Raw genomic sequence first — 22442 nt, forward strand, 5'->3', positions numbered from 1 at the left:
TTGGCCGGATGACAGCCTCGCAGCATACGATCGCGGGCACGGTATTGACGATGCCGGTGCGGATTCGCCAGGCGAATCAGCACATGGCGATGTTTTCCGTCGACGCCGACGCCGCGCAGCGGATGATCGACTACAGCGGCCTGCAGGTCTGCCGCTACCTCCCCGGGCGTGCGATCGTGGTCCTGATGTTGATGCACTACATCGACGGCGACCTGGGCCAGTACCACGAATTCGGTACCAGCGTGATGGTCAACCCGCCGGGTTCGAAGGCCGGCGGCCCGCGCGCGCTGCAGTCGGCCGGCGCGTTCATCCACCACCTGCCCGTCGACCAGCCGTTCACCCTGGAGGCCGGGACCAAGATCTGGGGATACCCAAAGGTCATGGCGGACTTCACCGTTCGGGACGGCCGTCAGTTCGGTTTCGACTGCACGGTCGACGGGCAACTGGTGGTCGACATGGAATTCGGCCGCGGCCTGCCGTTCCGGCTGACCCCGCGCCACCAAGAGCAGCGCACCTACTCGCACCGTGACGGCGTCACGCGCGAGACCTCCTTCGAGCACACGCTCGACGGTGTGCGCACTCGCTTCGGCGGGGTCCGCATCCGGCTCGGTGACCACCCCTACGCGAAAGAGCTGGCGTCGCTTGGCCTTCCGAAGCGCGCGATGTTGTCCAGTTCGGTTGAGAACGTGCAAATGACATTCGGCGACGCCCAGGAGATCTCATGACGGTGACTTCAGTGACCAGGCCCGACGTGGATCTGACCGACGGCGCGTTCTACGCGGGCGACTCCCGCGCCGTCTACCGCTGGATGCGGGAGAACGAGCCGGTGTTTCGAGACCGCAACGGATTGGCCGCCGCGTCGACCTATCAGGCCGTCATCGACGCCGAGCGCAACCCCGAGCTGTTCTCGAATGCCGGCGGCATCCGACCCGACCAAGACGGGGTCGAGATGATGATCGAGATGGACGATCCCCAACATCTGTTGCGCCGCAAGCTCGTCAACTCCGGTTTCACCCGCAAGCGGGTGAAGGACCAGGAGGCGAAGATCGCTGCGTTGTGTGACACGCTGATCGACGCGGTGTGCGAACGCGGCCAATGCGACTTCGTGTGGGACCTCGCCGCGCCGCTGCCGATGGCGGTCATCGGCGACATGCTTGGTGTGCGTCCGGAGGAACGCAAGATGTTCCTCAAGTGGTCCGACGATCTCGTCAGCTTCTTGAGCAGCACTGCGGCTCAAGAGGATTTCCAGATCACCATGGATGCCTTCGCCGCCTACAGCGAATACATGATGGGGATGATCACGGCGCGTAAGGAGGAACCGACCGACGACCTGGTCAGCGTCCTCGTGCACGCGGAGGTCGAGGGTTCGCGCCTGGAGGACCACCAGATCGTCACCGAGGTCCTGCTGCTGCTCATCGGCGGCGACGAGACCACGCGTCACACGCTGTCCGGCGGAACCAGGCAGCTGCTGCAGCACCCCGATCAGCACCGGCGGCTAGTCAACGACCTGGGATTGCTGCCCAACGCGATCGAAGAGATGCTGCGCTGGACCGCGCCGGTGAAGAACATGGCGCGCACGATCACCGCCGACACCGAATTCCACGGCGCCCGCCTGCGCCAGGGCGAAAAGATGATCCTGCTGTTCGAGTCGGCGAACTTCGACGAGAAGGTCTTCGAGGATCCGGAAAGCTTCGACATCGAGCGCTACCCGAACAACCACCTCGCGTTCGGCTTCGGAACGCACTTCTGCCTGGGCAACCAGCTCGCCCGGCTGGAGCTGTCGATCATGCAAACCCGCCTGCTGCAGCGTCTGCCGGATCTGCGACTGGCGTCGGACGACGAGCTGCCGCTGAGGCCGGCCAACTTCGTATCCGGCCTGGAGAAAATGCCAGTCGCCTTTACCCCGAGCGCACCGCTGGGCTAGATGGCTTGGCTTCGCGTCGAGCGTGAAACTGTTGCGAGAAAACAGCGAAAACCTCGCGACAGTTTCACATTCGGCGTTCCCACGCCGCTGATACCCGGCCGATGATTCCACCCGCAGTGTCTTCGGCCGTGATCCGGACGTCGATCCAGCCCAACTCTGCGAGCGCCTCGGCGCGCCTGATGTCCCTATTGAATCGCCGGCGGTCGGTGCGGTGCTGATCGCCCTCGTAGTCCGCCGCAATCTTCACGTCCTCCCAGCCCATGTCGAGGACTGCGACCAGCTGGCCGTATTGGTCGCGCACCGGAATCTGCGTGCGCGGCCGCGGAAAGCCACCCCGAATGAGCAATAGGCGCAGTCAGGTTTCGCGGGGTGACTCCGCACCGGCGTCGACGAGGTCCAGCATGCTGAGCGCCCGTCGGATGCCTCGGCGTCCCTTGTAGCGCTCGGCAAGTAGCTCGATATCGGCCATCTTGAGGTGAGTCGCTCGGGCGAGGGAATCAATCAGAGCGACCGCCCTGTCGATGGGATACCGCGACGCCAGGTCGAGTGCGGTGCGGGCCGGCGTCGTCACCGGCATCCCGTGGACCATCGCAACCTCGTCGTCCGCGATGCGATCAGCCCAGGTGCGGATCATCCTGGGCGCGTGGCGATTTTGGTAGATGAGTTCGGCCGGTGCCTTTCCATTGATCCACTTTGCGCCGTGCAGCGCCGCGGCCGAGCGGCCCGCGACGACGCCGCGCCGCCGCGACCACAACCACGCCGCCTCGGCACGCACCGCGGCAGTTATCTCGGTGCCGCGGGGTACGTAGACGTCGCGGTGGATCGCCACGAACCTGCTGCGCAGGGCATACGGTGTCGCACGGCGGGATGCGGCGGCCTCGCTACCTATGAACGGCTCTCCCATGGGCGGGAGTGTGCCGGGCAGGACCGACACCTCGCCGAGTGTGAAACTGCCGCGAAAAAATGGCCGAAACCTCGCAACAGCTTCACGCTCGGCGCGAATGAGAGCGTCAGCGGTTCTGGAAGTTGGGCTTGCGCTTCTCGGCGAACGCGCGCGGCCCTTCCTTGGCGTCGTCGGACAGGAACACCTTGATGCCGATCTGGGTGTCGATCTTGAAGGCGTCGTTCTCGTTGAGGCCCTCGGTTTCGCGGATCGCCCGCAGGATGGCCTGCACCGCCAGCGGGCCGTTGTTCTCGATCACCTCGGCAATCTCCAGCGCCTTCGCCAGCGCCTGACCGTCGGGGACGATGTAGCCGATCAGGCCCATCTCCTTGGCCTCGGCGGCGGTGATGTGCCGGCCCGTCAGCAGCAGGTCGCACGCCACGGTGTAGGGAATCTGGCGCACCAGCCGCACGGCCGAACCGCCCATCGGATACAGGCTCCACTTGGCTTCCGAGATGCCGAACTTGGCGCTCTCGCCGGCGACCCGGATGTCGGTGCCCTGCAGGATCTCGGTGCCGCCGGCGATGGCGGGCCCCTCGACGGCCGCGATCAGCGGCTTCGTCAGCCGTCGACCCTTCAGCAGAGCGTCGATACGTGACGGGTCGTAGCTACCGTCCTTGAACGACTCGCCCGGCGGCTTCTTGGTTGCCGCCTTGAGATCCATGCCCGCGCAAAAGTAGCCACCGGCCCCGGTGAGGATGCAGCAGCGGATGTCGGGATCGTTGTCGACGCGGTCCCACGCCTGCACCATGATTTCCATCATTTCGGTGCTCAGGGCGTTGCGGGCGTGCGGCCGGTTCAGCGTGACGATCAGGGTGTGACCACGCTGCTCCACCAGGGCGTCAGGTCCGGTTGGTTCGTTTGCTGGGGCCTCAGCCACGGCTACCGCCTTTCGGTCCACGTTGGGGGTGAGCTTGTCAAGAAATGTAACACGTTCTAATTTGGTGGCCGTGGCCCTGAATATTGCCGACCTCGCCGAGCACGCCATCGATGCTGTGCCTGACCGTGTTGCCCTCATCTGCGGCGACGAGAAGCTGACCTACGCCGAACTGGAGGAGAAGGCTAACCGCCTCGCGCACTACCTGATCGATCGGGGCGTGCGCAAGGACGACAAGGTCGGCCTGTACTGCCGCAACCGCATCGAGATCGTCATCGCGATGCTGGGCATCGTCAAGGCCGGGGCCATCCTGGTGAACGTCAACTACCGCTATGTCGAGGGCGAGCTTCGCTACTTGTTCGACAACTCGGACATGGTCGCGCTGGTCCACGAGCGTCAGTACTCGGACCGCGTCGCCAACGTGCTGCCCGACACGCCCCACGTCAAGACGGTCCTGGTCGTCGAGGACGGTAGCGACGGTGCCTCCAGCGACTATTCGCGCTACGGCGGCGTCGAGTTCTACTCGGCGATCGCGCAGGGGGCGCCCGAGCGCGACTTCGGCGAGCGCAGCGCCGACGACATCTACCTGCTCTACACCGGCGGCACCACCGGTTTCCCCAAGGGGGTGATGTGGCGCCACGAGGACATCTACCGGGTGCTGTTCGGCGGAACCGACTTTGCCACGGGAGAATTCGTCAAGGACGAGTACGACTTGGCCAAGGCCGCCGCCGCCAACCCGCCGATGGTCCGCTACCCGATTCCCCCGATGATCCATGGCGCCACGCAGTCGGCGACCTGGATGTCGCTCTTCTCGGGCCAAACCACCGTGCTGGCACCGGAATTCAACGCCGACGAGGTGTGGCGCACGATCCACGACCACAAGGTGAATTTGCTGTTCTTCACCGGCGACGCCATGGCCCGACCGCTGCTCGACGCGCTCAACAAGGACAACGATTACGACCTGTCGTCGCTGTACCTGCTTGCCAGCACCGCCGCGCTGTTCTCGCCGAGCATCAAGGAGAAGCTCCTCGAGCTGCTGCCCAATCGCGTGATCACGGATTCAATTGGCTCCTCGGAGACCGGGTTTGGTGGCACCAGCATCGTCGCCGCGAACGCGCCGCACGGCGGTGGCCCGCGCGTGACGATCGACCACCGCACCGTCGTACTCGACGAGCTCGGCAACGAGGTGAAGCCCGGTTCGGGGGTGCGCGGCTTCATCGCCAAGAAGGGCAACATCCCGGTCGGTTACTACAAGGACGAGAAGAAGACCGCCGAGACGTTCCGGACGATCAACGGTGTGCGGTATGCCATTCCGGGGGACTGGGCTCTGGTCGAGGAGGACGGCACCGTCACGATGCTCGGCCGCGGCTCGGTGTCGATCAACAGCGGTGGCGAGAAGATCTACCCCGAGGAGGTCGAGGGGGCGCTGAAGGGCCATCCCGACGTCTTCGACGCCCTGGTGGTCGGGGTGCCCGATGCGCGGTACGGCCAGTGTGTGGCGGCCGTCGTGCAGCCCCGGCCGGGGTGCCGGCCCACGTTGGCCGAGCTGGACAGTTTCGTGCGCTCCGAGATCGCGGGATACAAAGTGCCGCGCAGCCTTTGGCTGGTTGACGAGGTAAAGCGTTCGCCCGCAGGCAAACCCGACTACCGCTGGGCCAAGGAGCAGACCGAGGCGCGGCCAGCCGACGATGTGCACGCCAGCCATGTGACAACGTAGAGCGCTATCGTCGCCGCGTGAGCGACTTCGTCAAATACCACGCGGGCGCGCCCGCCGGCTTCTTCGCGTGGGAAGCCGCGGGGTTGGGTTGGCTGGCCGGCGTCGACGGCGGTGTGCCCTGCGCGCACGTTGTTTCGTATGACGCGACGAGCTTGACCCTCCGGCGGCTCGATTCGGTGAGCCCCAGCCTCGAGGCCGCCCAAGCGTTCGGCAGCCAACTCGCCGTCACGCACGGCGCGGGCGCCGCGGGGTTCGGCGCGGGGCCCGACGGGTGGGGCGGGCCGGGGTTCTTCGGGCCGTTATCGCAGCCGTTGCCGATGTCACTGCGTCCCCACCGCCGGTGGGGCGATTTCTACGCCGAAGAGCGGCTGGCCCCGATGGCCGAGCTCGCGGCGGGGCGGCTCGATGCGTCGACGCGTGCCGCGATCGACTCCGTCGCGGCGCGTTGCCGGGCGGGTGACTTCGACGACGACGCCCCGCCCGCCCGGCTGCACGGGGACCTTTGGAGCGGCAACGTGATGTGGACGCCGGATGGGGTGGTGCTGATCGATCCGGCCGCGCACGGCGGTCACCGCGAGACCGACCTGGCGATGCTCGCGCTGTTCGGGTGCCCGCATCACGACGCCATCCTTGCCGGCTACCAGCGGGTGCAACCGCTGAAGCCCGGCTGGCGCAACCGCATCGGGCTGCATCAGCTGTTCCCGCTGCTGGCGCACGTGGTGCTGTTCGGCGGCGACTACGCCCGGCAGACCGATGCCGCGGCCCGGGCAGCACTGTCCGCCTAACCGCCGCTCTGCGGCGCGCATCGTCGCCGGGCTGGTGCCGGATTGCCCGTCTCCTCCTCGCGCCGCTCTGCGGCGCGCATCGTCGCCGGGCTGGTGTCGGATTGCCCGTCTCCTCCTCGCGCCGCTCTGCGGCGCGCATCGTCGCCGGGCTAGTGTCGGATTGCGATGACCATCGACGTGTGGATGCAACACCCGACCCAACGGTTCCTGCGCAGCGACTTTTTGGCCTCGCTGCGGCGCTGGACCGGCGGGTCGATCCCCGACACCGATATCCCGATCGACGTCACCATCGGGTCGATGGACGCCGCCGGCGTCGGCTTCGGACTGCTCAGCGCGTGGCGCGGTCCGGGCGGCCAGGACCTGGTGTCCAACGACGAGGTCGCGGAATGGGTCCGCGCGCACCCGGACCGCTTCGCCGGCCTGGCCGCGGTCGACCTCGATCGCCCGATGCCGGCGGTCCGCGAGCTACGACAAAGGGTCGAGGACGGCTTCGTGGGCCTGCGGGTAGTGCCGTGGCTTTGGGACGCGCCGCCCACCGACCGCCGCTACTACCCGTTGTTCGCCGAATGCGTGGAATCCGGGGTGCCGTTCTGCACCCAGGTCGGTCACACCGGCCCGCTGCGGCCATCGGAGACCGGGCGCCCGATTCCCTACATCGACCAGGTCGCCCTCGACTTCCCCGAGCTGGTGATCGTCTGCGGGCACGTCGGCTACCCGTGGACCGAGGAAATGGTCGCGGTCGCCCGCAAGCATCCGAACGTCTACATCGATACCTCCGCATACACGATCGAGCGACTGCCGCACGAGCTCATACGCTTCATGAAAACCGGTACCGGGCAACGCAAAGTCTTGTTCGGCACCAACTACCCGATGATCACCCACACGCACGCTCTGGCGGGGCTGGACGACCTCGGGCTCAGCGGCGAGGCCCGCCACGACTTCCTACGCGGAAACGCCGAGCGTGTCTTCGGACTGGAGGCAAACAGGTGAACGGTGCTCAGGCCCTGATCAACACCCTCGTCGACGGCGGCGTCGACGTGTGCTTCGCCAACCCCGGCACGTCGGAGATGCACTTCGTGGCCGCGCTGGACACCGTTCCCCAAATGCGTGGCGTGCTGGCACTTTTCGAAGGAGTGGCCACCGGCGCGGCCGACGGCTACGCCCGCATCGCCGATCGGCCGGCCGCGGTGCTGCTGCACCTGGGCCCGGGACTGGGTAACGGCCTGGCCAACCTGCACAACGCGCGGCGCGCCCAGGTGCCGATGGTCGTCGTCGTCGGCGACCACGCCACCTATCACAAAAAGTACGACGCCCCACTGGAATCCGACATCGACGCGCTGGCGGGCACCGTCTCGGGATGGGTGCGCCGCACCCAAGACAGCGCCGACGTCGCGGCCGACACCGCCGAGGCGATCGCCGCCGGCCGGGCCGGCTCGCAGATTTCGACGCTCATCCTGCCCGCCGACGTTTCCTGGTCGGACGGGGCCCGACCCGCCGCCACGGCCCAAGCCCAACCGGCGGGCGCCGACCCGCTGTTGGCGCCGGAGGTGCTCGAGGTGCTGCGCTCGGGGGAGCCGACGGTGCTGATGGTCGGCGGCGACGCCACCCGGCGCGACGGGCTGGCGGCCGCCGCGCGCATCGCCGAGGCCACGGGCGTCCGGGTGCTGTGCGAGACGTTCCCGACGCGCCTCGAGCGCGGCGCCGGCGTCCCCGCCGTCGAGCGGCTCGCCTACTTCGCCGAGGCCGCCACGGCCCAGCTCGACGGCGCCAAGCACCTGGTGCTCGCGGGCGCCAAGTCGCCGGTGTCCTTCTTCGCCTACCCGGGCATGCCCAGCGACCTGGCGCCGGCGGGCTGCGAGGTGCACTCGCTCGCCGGAAACCACGGCGCCGCAGCGGCTTTGAAGGCGTTGGCCGACGAACTGGCGCCCGGCACGGTCGCGCCGGTGGCGGCCGCGTCGCGCCCGCAGCTGCCGGCCGGTGCGTTGACGTCCGCGTCGGCGGCCGACGTGATCGGGGCGCTGCTGCCCGAGCGGGCGATCGTCGTCGACGAGGCGAACACGTCCGGGTTGCTGCTGCCGCCGGCCACCGCCGGTGCGCCGGCCCACGACTGGTTGACGCTGACCGGCGGCGCGATCGGCTACGGCATCCCCGCCGCGGTGGGCGCCGCGGTGGCCGCCCCCGATCGTCCGGTGCTGTGCCTGGAATCCGACGGGTCGGCGATGTACACCATTTCGGGGTTGTGGACGCAGGCGCGCGAGAACCTCGACGTCACCACCGTGATCTACGACAACAGCGCCTACGACATCTTGCGGGTCGAGCTGCAACGCGTCGGCGCCGGGTCCGCCCCCGGCCCCAAGGCCCAGGATCTGCTCGACTTATCGTGTCCGACAATGGATTTCGTCAAGATCGCCGAGGGGATGGGCGTTCCCGCGCGGCGCGCCAGCACCGCGGAGGAGTTCGCCGACGCCCTGCGCGCGGCCTTTGCCGAGCCGGGCCCGCACCTGATCGACGCGGTGGTGCCGTCACTGCTCGGTTAGCTCTGGAAGGTGCGCGACGAGCCAGTCCGTCACCGCGTTGAGCACTTCCACCCCGCTCTCGAACGCGTGCGCTTGCGCCGCCAGCGCCACCCCCACCTGCCCGGACACCGCTGGCACCACGCCGAACTGCCGGACCAGGTAGTCACCGCGCACGCCCGGTCCCCAACCGCCCTTGGCGGCAAAGCCTTTGGCGGCCAGGCCCCAGCGCTGGACGCGGGTGAGGTCGCGCATCAGCGAGATGACGGTGGCCGCATCGTCGAGCAACGGTAGCCTCGCGGCGAAGCGGGCCTGCCGGCCCAGCGGCCATTGCGTCTGACCGAATGCGGTGTAGCCCCGGCGAAGTCGTCGCGATTCGACCACGGTGTCGGCGTCGCCGCATGCCTCGACGACGGCCTGCACCTGCCGGGCGGCTTCTACAGGCGAGCCCAACAGAGACCACAGGCGCTCCGACGCGTGGTTGTCCGACGAGGTGATGGCTTTGACGACCAGCCCCTCGGCCCGCGCCGGATCGCGGCGCAACGCCGCTATCGCCAACGGCACCTTGATCGTCGACCACGCGACGCCGGACGACCAGCGGCCCAGCGACAGCGGTTGGGCCCCCTCCGGGTGGGCGATCGCGATGCCGACGGTCGCGCCCGCCGCAGCGACGGCCGCCAGCTCCTCGAAGCTTTCTGCTACCGGCGAATTGGCCACACCGGATCTTCGCAGTCGACACCCTGCGCCGACAACTGGCGCTTGAGCACCTTGAAGGTCACCGTCCGCGGCAGCTCCGCGCTGATCCGGACGTACGACGGCCACTGCTTGGGCCCCAGGTCGGGCTGCTCGGCCAGGAAGGCCCGGAACTTCTCGGGATCGAACTGCGCACCCGGCGCCGGCACCAGCGCGGCCATCACCTGGTCGCCGACGACCGGGTCGGGCACCGCGTACACCGCCACCTCGGCGGCGTCGGGGTAGCGCAGCAGCACCCGCTCGATCGGGGCCGCGCCCAGGTTCTCGCCGTCGACCCGCATCCAATCGCCAAGGCGTCCAGCGAAATACGCGTAACCGGCCGAATCGCGATAGGCCAGGTCGCCGCTGTGGTAGACGCCGCCGGCCATCCGCTCCGCCTCGGCGGCGGCGTCGTTGTAGTAGCCCTCGAACCGGCCCGGCCCGGCGGTGTTCACTATCTCGCCGACCACCCCCACCGGGCAGGGTTCGCCGGTGTCGGGGTCGACGATCTCGACCCCCTCGGGCAGCGGCCCCAGCGCGCCCGCCGGGGTGTCGGGGGTGCGGGCGATCGCCACCCCGCCCTCCGTCGAGCCGAACCCGTCCTGGACCACACAGCCGAACCTGCGGCCGAAGCGCTCGATGTCGTCGGGGATGCCCTCGTTGCCGTACACCGCGCGCAGTGGGTTGTCGGCGTCGTCGGGCCGCTCGGGCGTGGCGAGCACATACGACAGCGGCTTGCCGACGTAGTTGGCGTAGGTGGCGCCGTAACGGCGCACGTCGACAAGAAAGCCCGACGCGGAAAACTTGCGCCGCAACGCCATCGAGCCCTGGCACGCCGCCGCCACTGCCCAGCCGACCAGCACCGCGTTGGAATGAAAAAGCGGCATCGACACATAACACACATCGGATGGGCCCAGGTCGAATCGCTGCCCCATCGTGAGGCCGGCGATCGCCACCTTGCCGTGGCTGCACTTCACCGCCTTGGGCTCACCGCTGGTGCCCGACGTGAAGATCAGCATGAACAAATCGGAAGCTGACGCCGGCTGGAAAGACAGCGAGGCGTCGCCATGCGCCGCCACCTGGCAAGCCCACTCGGGCGAATCGACGTTCACATGCGAGATATCGCCAAGGGAGCCAGCCGAATTCGCGTCGGCCAGTACCATTTGGCAGTCGGCGTGGGCGATGTCGCGGGCCAGCGCATCGCCGCGGCGCACCGGGTTGAGGCCCACCGGAACGATTCCGGACATTCCCGCCGCCACCAGCATCGCCGAAAAGAAGGGGGTGTTCTCCAGTAGCACCCCGACGTGCGGCGGTTTCGCGGGGTCGAGGCGCTCGCGCAGCGCGGCCGCAATGGCCGCGCCATGCCGGAGGTGATCCCGCCAGCTGGTGAATGAGTCTTCGAAAAAGACGCCTCGGTCGTCGATCTCGGCCAGTGGCACCAGCAGTTTGGTGACCGTCGGGTCGGGCGGGAGGTTAAATGGCGCGTTCAAGGGCCCGCGAAAACTAGGCCGGGGTTTCCGCCAGTTCACGGCCGATCCGGCGCAGCTGCCCGGTGGCGCCGCGTAGCGCGAACTCGATTTCCTTGGCGGCCAGGAAGTAACGATGCACCGGGTGATCGGTGTCGACGCCGACACCGCCGTGCACGTGCACGACGGTGTGCGCCACTCGATGCCCGGCGTCGGCGGCCCAGAACGCCGCGCTGGCCACGTCGATCTCGGCGGGGATGTCCTCCGACACGCGCCAGGCCGCCTGGGTCAGCGTGAGCCGCAGCGCCTTGACGTCGATGTAGCCGTCGGCCAGTCGCTGCGCCACCGCCTGGAAGCTGCCGATCGGGCGGTCGAACTGCTCACGCTCGCGCGCGTATTCGGCGGTCAGCTGCAGTCCCCGCTCGAGCACCCCGAGCTGAAAGGCGCTGCGGCCCAATGCGGCCAGGGTCTCGAGCCACGCGGCCACGATGCCGTCAGTGCCGTCGCCGACCCGGCGCCCCGAATCCACCGCAACGCCATCCAGCGTCAGGTGCCCGACGCTGCCCAACCCGGTCGTCTCCATCGCGGTCACCGCGACACCTGGATCAGCAGCAGCAACCAGGAAAACCGCTGCGCCGGAATCGGTTTCGGCCGGAACCAGGAATGCGTCAGCCACCGGCGCGAAGCCGACCTGGGTGCGGGTGCCGGTCAGCCGGTAACCCTGGCCGCCCTTGACGGCCTGCACCGGCCCCTCACCCATTTCGCCGTCGAGCGCGACGGTGAGGATTTTCTCGCCCCGGATCGCCGGCGCGCCCCAGCCCTGCTGCAGTTCCTCGGAACCGAACCGGGCCAGCGCCCCGGCGCCCAGCATCACCGATTCCAGGTACGGCACCGCGGCCAGCTGGTGGCCCAGCGCCACCAGGATGGCCACCTGCTCGAGGACGCCGAAGCCGTCGCCACCCAGGGCCGACGGCGCCGCGCTGGTCAAGATGTCGGCCTCGACGAGCTTGCCCCATAGCTGGCGGTCGAATCGTTGCTCGAGGCCGGCCAGCTCGCGCTGGTGCTCGGGCGTGCACACCGCGTCGACGATGGTGTCGACCAAACCCCCGAGGTCGTGCGCGGCTTCGGTTGTGGTGAAGTCCATGAAAGTCAGTCCTTAGTGAAAGAAGGTCAGCGGTTGGCTCGGGGCAGCCCCAGCGCCACCATCCCGATGATGTCGCGCTGCACCTCGTTGGTGCCGCCGCCGAAGGTCAGGATCAGGCAGGCCCGGTGCATTCGCTCGACCCGGCCGCGCAGCAACGCGCCCGGCGAATCCTGGCGCACCGTCGCCGCCGTGCCCAGCACCTCCATCAACAGGCGGTAGGCCTCGGTGGCCAGTTCGGTGCCGAACACCTTGGCCGCCGACGCGTCGGCCGGCCCCAGGGAGTCGCTGTGCGAGGACGCCAGCTCCCAGTTGATCAGCTTGAGCACCTCGGCCTTGGCGTGCACGCGGGCGAGGTTGAGCTGCACCCACTCGGAGTCGATGAGCCGGGCGCCGCTGGGATCCTTGGTGTTCTGCGCCCACTCGCGGACCTCACGCAGGGCCACAATGATCGGCGCGGAGGACACCAGGGCGACGCGCTCGTGGTTGAGCTGGTTGGTCACCAGCTTCCACCCGCCGTTCTCCTCGCCCACCCGATTGGTCACCGGCACCCGCACGTCGGAGTAATAGGTGGCGCTGGTGTCGGGGCCGGCCATGGTGTGCACCGGCGTCCAGGAGAAACCCTCGGCGGTCGTCGGCACGATCAGCACCGAGATGCCGCGGTGCTTCTTGACCTCGGTGTTGGTGCGCACCGCCAGCCACACGTAGTCGGCGTAGGCGATCAGGCTGGTCCACATCTTCTGGCCGTTGATCACATAGTCGTCGCCGTCGCGAACTGCGGTGGTGCGCAGGTTGGCCAGGTCGGTGCCGGCGCCCGGCTCGGAGTAGCCGATGGAGAAGTGCAGGTCGCCGGCCGCGATCTTGGGCAGGAAGAACTTCTTCTGCTCGTCGGTGCCGTACGCCATGATCGTCGGCGCCACGCTGTTGATCGTCAGGAACGGCACCGGCGCCCCGGCGATGGCCGCCTCGTCGGTGAAGATCAGCGAATCCATGGGGGAGCGGTCCTGGCCGCCGTACTCCTTGGGCCAGCTCAGGGTGAGCCACCCGTCCTTGCCCATCTGCGCGACGGTCTCGCGGTAGACGTTGCCGACGCCGAATTCGCCGCCGATCGAGCTCAGCGCCTCGCGGCGCTCCGGCGTCATGAGCGTGGTGAAGTACGACCGCAGCTCGCGACGCAGCTCCTCCTGTTCAGGGGTGTAACTGATGCGCATTGCAAGCCGTCCTTCTGTCTCGATCACAAGCCACGTCACGGCCCGTCACAAAGCCCGAGCGCGACCAACGGCAACCCGTTCGCCTCCCCGGTTGTAACACGTTCTAGTCTTGGAATCCAGCGACCGTTTGCCCTGACGCGCGAGGGCCCTATGGTGTAGCTACAAACCGAAAGGGCGCGTGCTCAGATTGAAGGCCAGGCTCGAGGAGGGTGTCGTGCGGGTGATCGTGGATCGTGACCGGTGCGAAGGTAACGCGGTGTGCTTGGGAATCGCACCGGACATCTTCGACCTGGACGATGAGGACTACGCCGTCGTGAAGACCGATCCGATTCCCTCCGACCGGGAACAGCTGGCCGAACAGGCGATCGCGGAGTGCCCGCGCGCCGCGCTGCTGCGCGAAGACTAGAGGTATTCATAAATTGACTAGCAGCACAAACGCGACCGATCTGTCCGGAAAGGTCGCGGTGGTCACCGGCGCGGCCGCGGGATTGGGCCGCGCCGAGGCGCTCGGCCTGGCCCGGCTCGGCGCCACCGTCGTGGTCAACGACATCGCTGCGGCGCTGGACGCCTCCGACGTCATCGACGAGATCAGCAGCTCTGGTTCGAAGGCAATCGCCGTCACCGGTGACATCAGCCAGCGGGCGACCGCCGACGAGCTGGTCGCCACGGCCGACGGCCTGGGCGGCCTGGACATCGTCGTCAACAACGCCGGGATCACCCGTGACCGCATGCTGTTCAACATGTCCGACGAGGAATGGGACCAGGTCATCGCCGTGCACCTGCGCGGCCATTTCCTGCTCACCCGCAACGCGGCCACCTACTGGCGCGGCAAAGCCAAAAAGGCCGCCGACGCGAAGATCTTCGGCCGCCTCGTCAACACCTCCTCGGAGGCGGGGCTGGTGGGCCCGGTGGGGCAGGCGAACTACGGCGCGGCCAAGGCGGGCATCATCGCCCTCACCTTGTCGGCCGCGCGGGCGCTGGGTCGTTACGGCGTGTGCGCGAACGCGATCTGCCCGCGGGCGCGCACCGCCATGACGGCCGATGTGTTCGGCGCGGTGCCCAATATAGAAGAAGGCGGCATCGACCCGCTGTCGCCGGAGCACGTGGTGAGCCTGGTCAAGTTTTTGTCATCGCCGGCCGCCGCAGAAGTCAACGGTCAGGTGTTCATCGTTTACGGTCCCCAGGTAACACTGGTGGCCGCACCGACCGCCGAGCACCGATTCCGCACCGACGGGGGGGCTTGGGAGCCCGCCGAACTCAGCGGCGCGCTGCAGGAATACTTTGCTGGCCGAGATCCGGAGCGGAACTTTTCCGCGGTCGGACTGATGGGGGAATAACGATATAAGGCCGCTTTCCGGGGGGAGAATAGGCAAGTAGAACATGTGTCAGATTGATAACGAAAGAAACGGTCTGACCTGGACAAATTAACGGTTCTGACAGCGAAATGCTGTTCATTGACACCGTGAACTTCTTCTGGGTTAATATGATCCGGCTCGCACCGAGCCGCATGCGACCGAAGACAACGCGAAGGCGACACATAGGCTTCGCCGCGAGCAGCTGAGGGGTGCCACGTTGAGACAACAACTGGCGGTTCCCGCCCGTGCTGTAGGCGGGTTCTTCGAAATGATGATCGATACCGGCCGTGCGAGTTTTCGACGGCCGTTTCAGTTCGGGGAGTTCCTGGAACAGACCTGGATGATCGCCCGCGTCTCACTGGTTCCGACGCTGCTGGTGTCCATCCCGTTTACGGTGCTGGTCGCGTTCACCCTCAACATCCTCTTGCGCGAAATCGGCGCGGCCGACCTGTCCGGCGCCGGGACGGCATTCGGCACCATCACCCAGCTGGGCCCGGTGGTGACCGTGCTCGTGGTGGCCGGCGCGGGCGCCACCGCGATCTGCGCCGACCTCGGCGCCCGCACCATCCGTGAGGAGATCGACGCGATGCGCGTGCTGGGCATCGACCCGATCCAACGGCTGGTCGTGCCGCGGGTTTTAGCGTCCACGGTGGTGGCGCTGCTGCTCAACGGCTTGGTGTGCGCCATCGGCCTGTCTGGCGGCTACGTGTTCTCCGTGTTCCTGCAGGGTGTCAACCCGGGCGCGTTCATCAACGGCCTGACCGTGCTCACCGGGCTGCGCGAGCTGGTCCTCGCCGAGGCCAAGGCGCTGCTGTTCGGCATCATGGCCGGGCTGGTCGGCTGCTACCGCGGTCTGACGGTCAAGGGCGGCCCCAAGGGCGTCGGCAACGCGGTCAACGAAACCGTCGTCTACGCGTTCATCTGCCTGTTCGTCATCAACGTGGTGATGACCGCCATCGGCGTCCGGATTACGGCCAAGTGAGCGTGCCATGAGCTACGACGTCAGTTACCGGCTGCGCAACCTCGCGGCCAGGCTGCAGGGGCCGGTCGACGACTTCGGCGAGCAGGCGCTGTTTTACGGCGAAGCCCTGCGCTACATCCCCAACGCGATCACCCGCTACCGCAAGGAGACCATCCGCAACATCGCCGAGATGACCATGGGCGCAGGGGCGCTCGTCATGATCGGCGGCACGGTCGGGGTCGCGGCGTTTCTCACCTTGGCATCCGGGGGAGTCATCGCCGTTCAGGGGTACTCGTCGCTGGGCAACATCGGCATCGAGGCGCTGACCGGCTTCCTGTCGGCGTTTTTGAACGTGCGCGTCGTCGCGCCGGTGATCGCGGGAATCGCGTTGGCCGCCACCATCGGTGCCGGCGCCACCGCCCAACTGGGCGCCATGCGGGTGTCCGAAGAGATCGACGCCGTCGAGTGCATGGCGGTCCACTCGGTGTCCTACCTGGTGTCGACCAGGCTGATCGCAGGCCTGGTCGCGATCGTCCCGCTGTACTCGCTGTCGGTGCTCGCCGCGTTCTTCGCCGCCCGCTTCACCACCGTCTACATCAACGGGCAGTCCAAGGGCCTCTACGACCACTACTTCAATACCTTCCTCATACCCACCGACCTCCTGTGGTCTTTCCTGCAGGCCATCGTGATGTCAATCGCGGTGATGCTCGTCCATACCTATTACGGCTACAACGCCAGCGGCGGCCCGATCGGCGTCGGCATCGCCGTCGGCCAGGCCGTGCGGACATCGCTGATCGTGGTGGTCGTCATCACGTTGTTCATCTCGCTGGCGGTATACGGCGCGTCCGGTAACTTCAACCTCTCCGGATAAGGGGACCCCTGACGAAACATGGCAGACACGGGATCGCGACGCACATCGGTCCGGCTGGCAGCGGCGCTGCTGGCCAGCTTGATCGTGGCCTTCGCCGTGCTGACATACCTTTCATACACAGCGGCTTTCGCTTCCACCGACACCGTCACCGTTTCGTCGCCGCGGGCCGGGCTGGTGATGGACAAGGGTGCCAAGGTCAAGTACCGCGGCATTCAGATCGGCAAGGTCGACGACATCAGCTATGCGGGTGACCAGGCGCGCCTGAAGCTGTCCATCAACAGCGACCAGATGCATTACGTTCCCTCCAACGCGACGGTGCACATCGCGGGCAACACCATCTTCGGCGCAAAGTCGGTGGAATTCATTCCGCCCCAGACGCCTTCGCCGACGTCGCTGCGCCCCGACGCGCACGTGGAGGCCTCCGCGGTGGCCCTGGAAGTCAACACCTTGTTCCAGTCGCTCATCGACCTGCTGCACAAGGTCGACCCGGTCGAATTGAACGGGACGCTGAGCGCGCTCGCCGAGGGCCTGCGCGGCCACGGCGACGACTTCGGTTCGCTGCTGTCGGGCCTGAATACGCTGACCCGGCAGTCCAATCCGAAGCTGCCCGCCCTGCAGGAGGACTTCCGCAAGGCGGGGATTGTCACCAACACCTACGCCGACGCCGCCCCCGACCTGACCACCGTCATCGACAACCTGCCGACGATCAACAAGACGGTCGTCGACCAGCAGCGCAACCTCAACGACACGCTGCTGGCCACGATCGGCCTGGCCAACAACGCCTATGAGACATTGGAGCCGGCCGAGCAGAACCTCATCGACGCCATCAACCGGCTGCGGGCCCCGATCAAGGTGGCCCACGACTATTCGCCGGAATTCGGCTGCCTATTCGGCGGGATCGACCGCGGCATCAAGGAGTTCGCCCCGCTGATCGGTGTCCGCAAAGCGGGCCTGTTCACATCGTCGAGCTTCGTGCTGGGCGCGCCGTCGTACACTTACCCGGAGTCGCTGCCGATCGTCAACGCCTCCGGCGGCCCGAATTGCCGTGGGCTGCCCGACATCCCGACCAAGCAGACCGGCGGGTCGTTCTACCGGGCGCCGTTCCTGGTCACCGACAACGCCTACCTCCCGTATGAGCCGTTCACCGAGCTGCAGTTCGACGCGCCCTCGACGCTGCAGTTCCTGTTCCACGGCGCCTTCGCGGAACGGGACGATTTCTGATGGCGGCCGCGGGAATGCCGTCGCACCGGTCGATGGTGATCAAGGTCAGCGTCTTCACTGTCGCCATGCTGCTGGTGGCCGCGGCCCTGGTCGTCGTGTTCGGCGACTTCCGGTTCGGCGCCGAAAATACCTACCACGCAACGTTTACCAACGTTTCGCGGCTGAAGGCCGGCCAAAAGGTCCGCATCGCGGGCGTGCCGGTCGGTGCGGTGTCGGGCATAAAGCTCAACCCGAACAACACCATTGATGTGAAGTTCGGGGTCGATCGCCGCTACCAGCTGTATTCGTCGACGCGCGCGGTCATCCGCTACGAAAACCTCGTCGGCGACCGCTTTTTGGAGATCACGTCGGGTCCGGGGGAGCTGCGTAAGCTACCGGCGGGCGGCACCATCAACTCCGAACACACCCAGCCCGCGCTGGATCTCGATGCGCTGCTGGGCGGACTGAAGCCTCTGGTCAAGGGCCTCGACGCCGACAAGGTCAACACCATCAGCAGCGCCGTCATCCAGTTGCTGCAGGGCCAGGGCGGGGCGTTGTCGAACGTGCTGGCCGACACCAGTGCGTTCTCCTCGGCGCTGGGCCAGCGCGACCAGCTCATCGGAGACGTGATCACCAACCTCAACACGGTGCTGGGCACCGTCGACCAGAAGAGCGCGCAGTTCTCGGCCAGCGTCGACCAACTGCAGCAGTTGATCACCGGGCTGGCCAACAACAAGGATGTGATCGCCGGCGCGATCCCACCGTTGGCGTCGACGACGACGGATCTGACTGAACTGCTGAAGAATTCGCGCCGGCCGTTGCAGGGCATTTTGGAAAACACCCGGCCGCTGGCCACCGAGCTGGACAACCGCAAGGCCGAGGTGGCCAACGACGTCGAGCAACTCGGCGAGGACTACCTGCGGCTGTCCGCACTGGGCGCCTACGGGTCGTTCTTCAACATCTACTTCTGCTCGGTGACGATCAAGATCAACGGGCCGGCCGGCAGCGACATCCTGATACCGTTCGGTGGCCAAGTGGACCCCAGCAAGGGGAGGTGCTCTTTTGCCAAGTGACGCACGGCGTGAACGCGACCCGCTGCGCACCGGCATCTTCGGCGTCGTGCTGGTGGTCTGCGTCATGCTGGTCGCGTTCGGGTACGCCGGGTTGCCGTTTTGGCCGCAGGGTAAGACGTATGACGCGTACTTCAGCGATGCCGGTGGCATCAACCCCGGGAATGCCGTCTACGTATCGGGTTTCAAGGTCGGCAAGGTGCAGTCCGTCGGGCTGGCCGGAGACAGTGCCAAGGTGACCTTCAGCGTCGACCGGCACGTCACCGTCGGCGACCAGTCGCTGGCCTCGATCCGCACCGACACCATCCTCGGTGAACGCTCCATCGCGGTGACCCCGGCGGGCAGCGGCAGGGCGACCACCATCCCGTTGAGCCGGACCACCACGCCATACACCCTGGCCGGGGCGCTCGAGGACCTCGGAAATAACGCCAACAATCTCAACAAGCCGCAGTTCGAGCAGGCGCTGAACGTGCTTTCCGACACGCTGCGCGATGCCACCCCGGAGCTGCGCGGAGCACTGGACGGGGTGACGTCGCTGTCCCGCACGCTGAACCGTCGTGACGAGGCGCTGCAAGGCCTTCTGGCGCATGCCAAGTCGGTGACGGGGGTGTTGTCGCAGCGCGCCGAACAGGTCAACAAGCTGGTCGACGACGGCAACGAGTTGTTCGCCGCGCTCGACGAGCGGCGTGCCGCGATCGGTCAGCTGATCGCGGGCATCGCCCCTCTCTCACAACAGATCTCCGGCTTCGTCGCCGACAACCGCAAGGAGTTCGGCCCGTCCCTGGGCAAGCTCAACTCGGTGCTGGACACCCTCAACGAGCGCCGCGACTACATCACTGAGGCCCTCAAGCGGCTGCCCGCCTACGCGACCTCGTTGGGCGAGGTGGTCGGTTCCGGGCCCGGGTTCAACGTCAACGTCTTCTCCGTATTGCCGGCGCCCATGGTCGCGATGGTGTTCGACTTCTTCTATCAGCCCGGCAAGCTGCCGGCCAGCCTGGCCGACTACCTGCGCGGGTTGATCCAGGAACGCTGGATAATCAGGCCGAAGTCGCCATGACGCAGCGAATTGCCGGCAGCAGGGCGCTGCGCTACACCATCATCATCGCGCTGATCGTGGTGCTGATCGGCGGCGTGTATGTGGCCAACAACCAAGGCAACAAGCGCATCCTCGTCGGATACTTCACGTCCGCCGTCGGGCTTTACCCCGGCGATCAGGTCCGCGTGCTCGGTGTGCCGCTCGGCCAGGTCGAGACGATCCAACCGCGGCCCTCCGACGTCAAGATCATCATGTCGGTGCCCAAGGACCTGAAGATCCCGAAGGACGCGCGAGCCGTCATCGTCTCGCCAAACCTGGTGTCGGCGCGGTTCATTCAGCTCACGCCGGTCTACACCGGCGGCGCCGTGCTACCGGACGGCGGAAGCATCGATTTGGCCCGCACCGCGGTCCCCGTGGAATGGGACGAGGTGAAGGAGGCGCTGACCCAGCTGGCCGTCCAGCTGGGCCCGACGACCGGGTCGATGCAGGGACCGCTGGGCGCGGCGATCAACCAGGCCGCCGACACGCTCGACGGCAACGGGCAGTCCTTCCACAACGCGCTGCGCGAGCTCTCCCAGGTCGCCGGGCGGCTGGGGGATTCGCGCAGCGACATCTTCACCACGGTGAAGAACCTGCAGGTGCTGGTCAACGCGCTGTCGGCGAGTAACGAACAGATCGTGCAGTTCGCCGGGAACGTCGCGTCGGTGTCGCAGGTCCTCGCCGACAGCTCGCGCCACCTCGACAACACCCTGGGCACGCTCAACCAGGCGCTCTCGGACATCCGGGGATTCCTGCACGAAAACAATTCGACGCTGATCGACACGGTCAACAAGCTCAGTGACCTGACCCAGACGCTGAGCGACCAGAGCGACAACATCGAGCAGGTGCTGCACGTCGCCGGCCCCGGCATCGCCAACTTCTACAACATCTACGACCCGGCGCAGGGCACGCTGAACGGCCTGCTGTCCATACCCGAGTTCGCCAACCCGGTGCAATTCATCTGCGGTGGCTCCTTCGAGACCGCCGGCGGCCCAAGGGCGCCCGACTACTTCAAGCGCGCCGAGCTGTGTCGGGAGCGGCTGGGCCCGGTGCTGCGCCGGCTCGCGGTGAACTACCCGCCGGTGATGTTCCACCCGCTCAACACGATCACCGCCTACAAGGGCCAGATCATCTACGACACCCCGGAAACCCAGGCCAAGGCGGCGACCCCGGTCCCGCAGTTGACCTGGCTACCGGCCCAGGGCGCGCACACGCCGGCACCGGCCCAGAACCCTGCGGACCTGCAGGCGCTGCTGGTCCCGACGGCACCGCAGACCGGATCCCCTCCGGGTCCCACGCCGCCCGGCGCGCGCCCCGGTCCCGCGCCGGGGCCCCTTCCCGGCTCGGCATTCGGTCCGTTGCCGGGCCCGCCGCCCGGCCAGGCGCCCCTCCCGGCGCCCGCGGAGCCGCCGCCGGCGGACCAGGGCGGTGGCCAATGAGGCGAATCTGGTTGCGCGGCGGCGTGTTAGCCGCGGGCAGCGCTCTGCTGGCCGGTTGTCAGTTCAATGGGCTGAACTCCCTGGCGATGCCGGGCACCGCCGGGCATGGCGGCGGCGCCTACTCGATCACCGTCGAGATGCCCGACGTGGCGACGCTGCCGCAAAACTCCCCGGTCATGGTTGACGACGTCACCGTCGGCAGCGTGGCCGGGATCTCTGCCGAGCAGCGCGCCGACGGATCCTTCTACGCCGCAGTGAAACTGGCGCTGGACAAGAACGTGGTGTTGCCGGCCAACTCGACGGCGACCGTCGCGCAGACGTCGTTGCTCGGTTCGATGCACATCGACCTGGTCCGTCCCAAGGACAAGCCGCCGACCGGCAGGCTGAGCGACGGGTCGAAAATCCCGGAGTCGCGCACGGGTCGCTACCCCACCACCGAAGAGGTGCTTTCGGCGCTTGGCGTCGTGGTCAACAAGGGCAATCTCGGCGCGCTGGAAGAGATCACCGACGAGACGTACCAGGCCGTCGCCGGCCGCCAAGACCAGTTCGTCGACCTGATCCCCAGGCTGGCGGAATTGACGGCCGGACTCAACCGGCAGGTCAACGACATCATCGATGCGGTCGACGGGTTGAACCGGTTCTCCGCGACGCTGGCCCGCGACAAGGACAACCTGGGCCGGGCGCTGGACACCCTGCCTGAAGCGATCCGCGTGCTCAACAAGAACCGTGGCCACATCGTCGACGCGTTCGCCGCGCTCAAGAGGCTGGCAATGGTCACCTCCAATGTCTTGGCGAAGACCAAGGTGGACTTCGCCGAAGACCTCAAGGGCCTCTACTCGGTCGTCAAGGCGCTCAACGACAACAGGAAGAACTTCGTCACGTCGCTGCAGCTGCTGCTGACGTTTCCGTTCCCCAACTTCGGCATCAAGCAGGCCGTGCGCGGTGACTACCTCAACGTGTTCACCACCTTCGACCTGACCTTGCGCCGGATCGGCGAAACGTTCTTCACCACCGCGTATTTCGACCCGAACATGGCCCACATGAACGAGATCCTCAACGCGCCAGACTTCTTGACCGGCGAGCTGGCCAACCTGTCCGGTCAGGCGGCCGATCCGTTCAAGATTCCGCCCGGCACGGCTTCGGGTTCTGACGGGCACTAGGG

20 protein-coding genes and 1 pseudogene are annotated in these 22442 nt (G+C 67.1%); 15 read left to right on the forward strand and 6 right to left on the reverse strand.

The window, feature by feature from the left end:
• Positions 1-8 precede the first annotated feature (8 nt).
• The gene (locus tag A5764_RS00850) at positions 9-725 is read left to right on the forward strand and encodes an acetoacetate decarboxylase family protein (protein ID WP_067107061.1); all 717 of its coding nucleotides are present in this window, start codon (positions 9-11) and stop codon (positions 723-725) included.
• The gene (locus A5764_RS00855) at positions 722-1924 is read left to right on the forward strand and encodes a cytochrome P450 (RefSeq protein WP_067107064.1); all 1203 of its coding nucleotides are present in this window, start codon (positions 722-724) and stop codon (positions 1922-1924) included. Before A5764_RS00850 ends, A5764_RS00855 begins: the two co-directional genes overlap by 4 nt.
• Before the next feature lie 64 nt (positions 1925-1988).
• On the opposite strand, the pseudogene A5764_RS00860 reads toward A5764_RS00855, so the two are convergent.
• A pseudogene (locus tag A5764_RS00860) lies at positions 1989-2828 on the reverse strand (type IV toxin-antitoxin system AbiEi family antitoxin).
• Positions 2829-2934: 106 nt separating this feature from the next.
• The gene (locus A5764_RS00865; protein ID WP_067107568.1) at positions 2935-3747 is read right to left on the reverse strand and encodes a crotonase/enoyl-CoA hydratase family protein; all 813 of its coding nucleotides are present in this window, start codon (positions 3745-3747) and stop codon (positions 2935-2937) included.
• 64 nt (positions 3748-3811) lie between these two features.
• Between A5764_RS00865 and A5764_RS00870 the strand changes: the two genes are divergently transcribed.
• From A5764_RS00870 to A5764_RS00885, 4 genes are all read left to right on the forward strand, one after another.
• Positions 3812-5461: an acyl-CoA synthetase gene (locus A5764_RS00870; RefSeq protein ID WP_067107068.1), complete on the forward strand. Its 1650-nt coding sequence runs from the start codon at positions 3812-3814 to the stop codon at positions 5459-5461.
• Positions 5462-5478: 17 nt separating this feature from the next.
• Positions 5479-6246: a fructosamine kinase family protein gene (locus tag A5764_RS00875; protein WP_067107071.1), complete on the forward strand. Its 768-nt coding sequence runs from the start codon at positions 5479-5481 to the stop codon at positions 6244-6246.
• A 165-nt stretch (positions 6247-6411) separates the two neighbouring features.
• Complete coding sequence (locus A5764_RS00880) at positions 6412-7236, forward strand: amidohydrolase family protein (RefSeq protein ID WP_067107075.1); 825 nt, start codon at positions 6412-6414, stop codon at positions 7234-7236.
• Positions 7233-8783 (forward strand): acetolactate synthase large subunit, encoded by a 1551-nt coding sequence (locus A5764_RS00885; protein ID WP_067107079.1) that lies wholly within the window; start codon positions 7233-7235, stop codon positions 8781-8783. The genes A5764_RS00880 and A5764_RS00885 overlap by 4 nt, the downstream gene beginning before the upstream one ends.
• On the opposite strand, the gene A5764_RS00890 is transcribed toward A5764_RS00885, so the two are convergent.
• The 4 genes from A5764_RS00890 to A5764_RS00905 are packed head-to-tail and all read right to left on the reverse strand — an operon-like array spanning position 8769 to position 13309.
• Positions 8769-9476, reverse strand: a complete 708-nt coding sequence (locus A5764_RS00890) for a hypothetical protein (RefSeq protein WP_067107080.1) — start codon at positions 9474-9476, stop codon at positions 8769-8771. The two genes, A5764_RS00885 and A5764_RS00890, sit on opposite strands and share 15 nt — an antisense overlap.
• Complete coding sequence (fadD17, locus tag A5764_RS00895) at positions 9458-10981, reverse strand: long-chain-fatty-acid--CoA ligase FadD17 (RefSeq protein ID WP_067107083.1); 1524 nt, start codon at positions 10979-10981, stop codon at positions 9458-9460. The genes A5764_RS00890 and fadD17 overlap by 19 nt, the downstream gene beginning before the upstream one ends.
• A 13-nt stretch (positions 10982-10994) precedes the next feature.
• The gene (locus tag A5764_RS00900; RefSeq protein ID WP_067107085.1) at positions 10995-12101 is read right to left on the reverse strand and encodes an acyl-CoA dehydrogenase family protein; all 1107 of its coding nucleotides are present in this window, start codon (positions 12099-12101) and stop codon (positions 10995-10997) included.
• 26 nt (positions 12102-12127) lie between these two features.
• Entirely contained in the window at positions 12128-13309 is a 1182-nt protein-coding gene (locus tag A5764_RS00905) for an acyl-CoA dehydrogenase (protein WP_067107088.1), read from the reverse strand.
• A gap of 214 nt (positions 13310-13523) precedes the next feature.
• Here A5764_RS00905 and A5764_RS00910 point away from each other — a divergent pair, with 214 nt between their 5' ends.
• The 9 genes from A5764_RS00910 (at position 13524) to A5764_RS00950 (ending at position 22440) form a co-directional block, all read left to right on the forward strand.
• The gene (locus A5764_RS00910; protein ID WP_067107572.1) at positions 13524-13715 is read left to right on the forward strand and encodes a ferredoxin; all 192 of its coding nucleotides are present in this window, start codon (positions 13524-13526) and stop codon (positions 13713-13715) included.
• A 13-nt stretch (positions 13716-13728) separates the two neighbouring features.
• A complete protein-coding gene (locus tag A5764_RS00915) occupies positions 13729-14646 on the forward strand; it encodes a 3-oxoacyl-ACP reductase (protein ID WP_067107090.1) in 918 nt (305 codons plus the stop codon).
• Positions 14647-14881: 235 nt separating this feature from the next.
• On the forward strand, positions 14882-15646 hold the full coding sequence (locus A5764_RS00920; protein WP_067107094.1) for an ABC transporter permease: 765 nt from the start codon (positions 14882-14884) through the stop codon (positions 15644-15646).
• 7 nt (positions 15647-15653) lie between these two features.
• Positions 15654-16496: an ABC transporter permease gene (locus A5764_RS00925; protein WP_067107097.1), complete on the forward strand. Its 843-nt coding sequence runs from the start codon at positions 15654-15656 to the stop codon at positions 16494-16496.
• A gap of 18 nt (positions 16497-16514) precedes the next feature.
• The gene (locus tag A5764_RS00930; protein WP_067107101.1) at positions 16515-17717 is read left to right on the forward strand and encodes an MCE family protein; all 1203 of its coding nucleotides are present in this window, start codon (positions 16515-16517) and stop codon (positions 17715-17717) included.
• Positions 17717-18769, forward strand: a complete 1053-nt coding sequence (locus tag A5764_RS00935; protein WP_067107104.1) for an MCE family protein — start codon at positions 17717-17719, stop codon at positions 18767-18769. The genes A5764_RS00930 and A5764_RS00935 overlap by 1 nt, the downstream gene beginning before the upstream one ends.
• Positions 18759-19823 carry a virulence factor Mce family protein gene (locus A5764_RS00940; RefSeq protein WP_067107107.1) on the forward strand — a complete coding sequence of 355 codons (1065 nt, stop codon included), beginning with the start codon at positions 18759-18761 and terminating at the stop codon, positions 19821-19823. The genes A5764_RS00935 and A5764_RS00940 overlap by 11 nt, the downstream gene beginning before the upstream one ends.
• The gene (locus A5764_RS00945; protein ID WP_067107110.1) at positions 19820-21280 is read left to right on the forward strand and encodes a virulence factor Mce family protein; all 1461 of its coding nucleotides are present in this window, start codon (positions 19820-19822) and stop codon (positions 21278-21280) included. The genes A5764_RS00940 and A5764_RS00945 overlap by 4 nt, the downstream gene beginning before the upstream one ends.
• Positions 21277-22440, forward strand: a complete 1164-nt coding sequence (locus A5764_RS00950; RefSeq protein ID WP_067107113.1) for a virulence factor Mce family protein — start codon at positions 21277-21279, stop codon at positions 22438-22440. Before A5764_RS00945 ends, A5764_RS00950 begins: the two co-directional genes overlap by 4 nt.
• Positions 22441-22442: the final 2 nt, after the last annotated feature.

The organism is Mycobacterium sp. 852002-51057_SCH5723018 (assembly GCF_001667035.1).
GTDB lineage: Bacteria > Actinomycetota > Actinomycetes > Mycobacteriales > Mycobacteriaceae > Mycobacterium.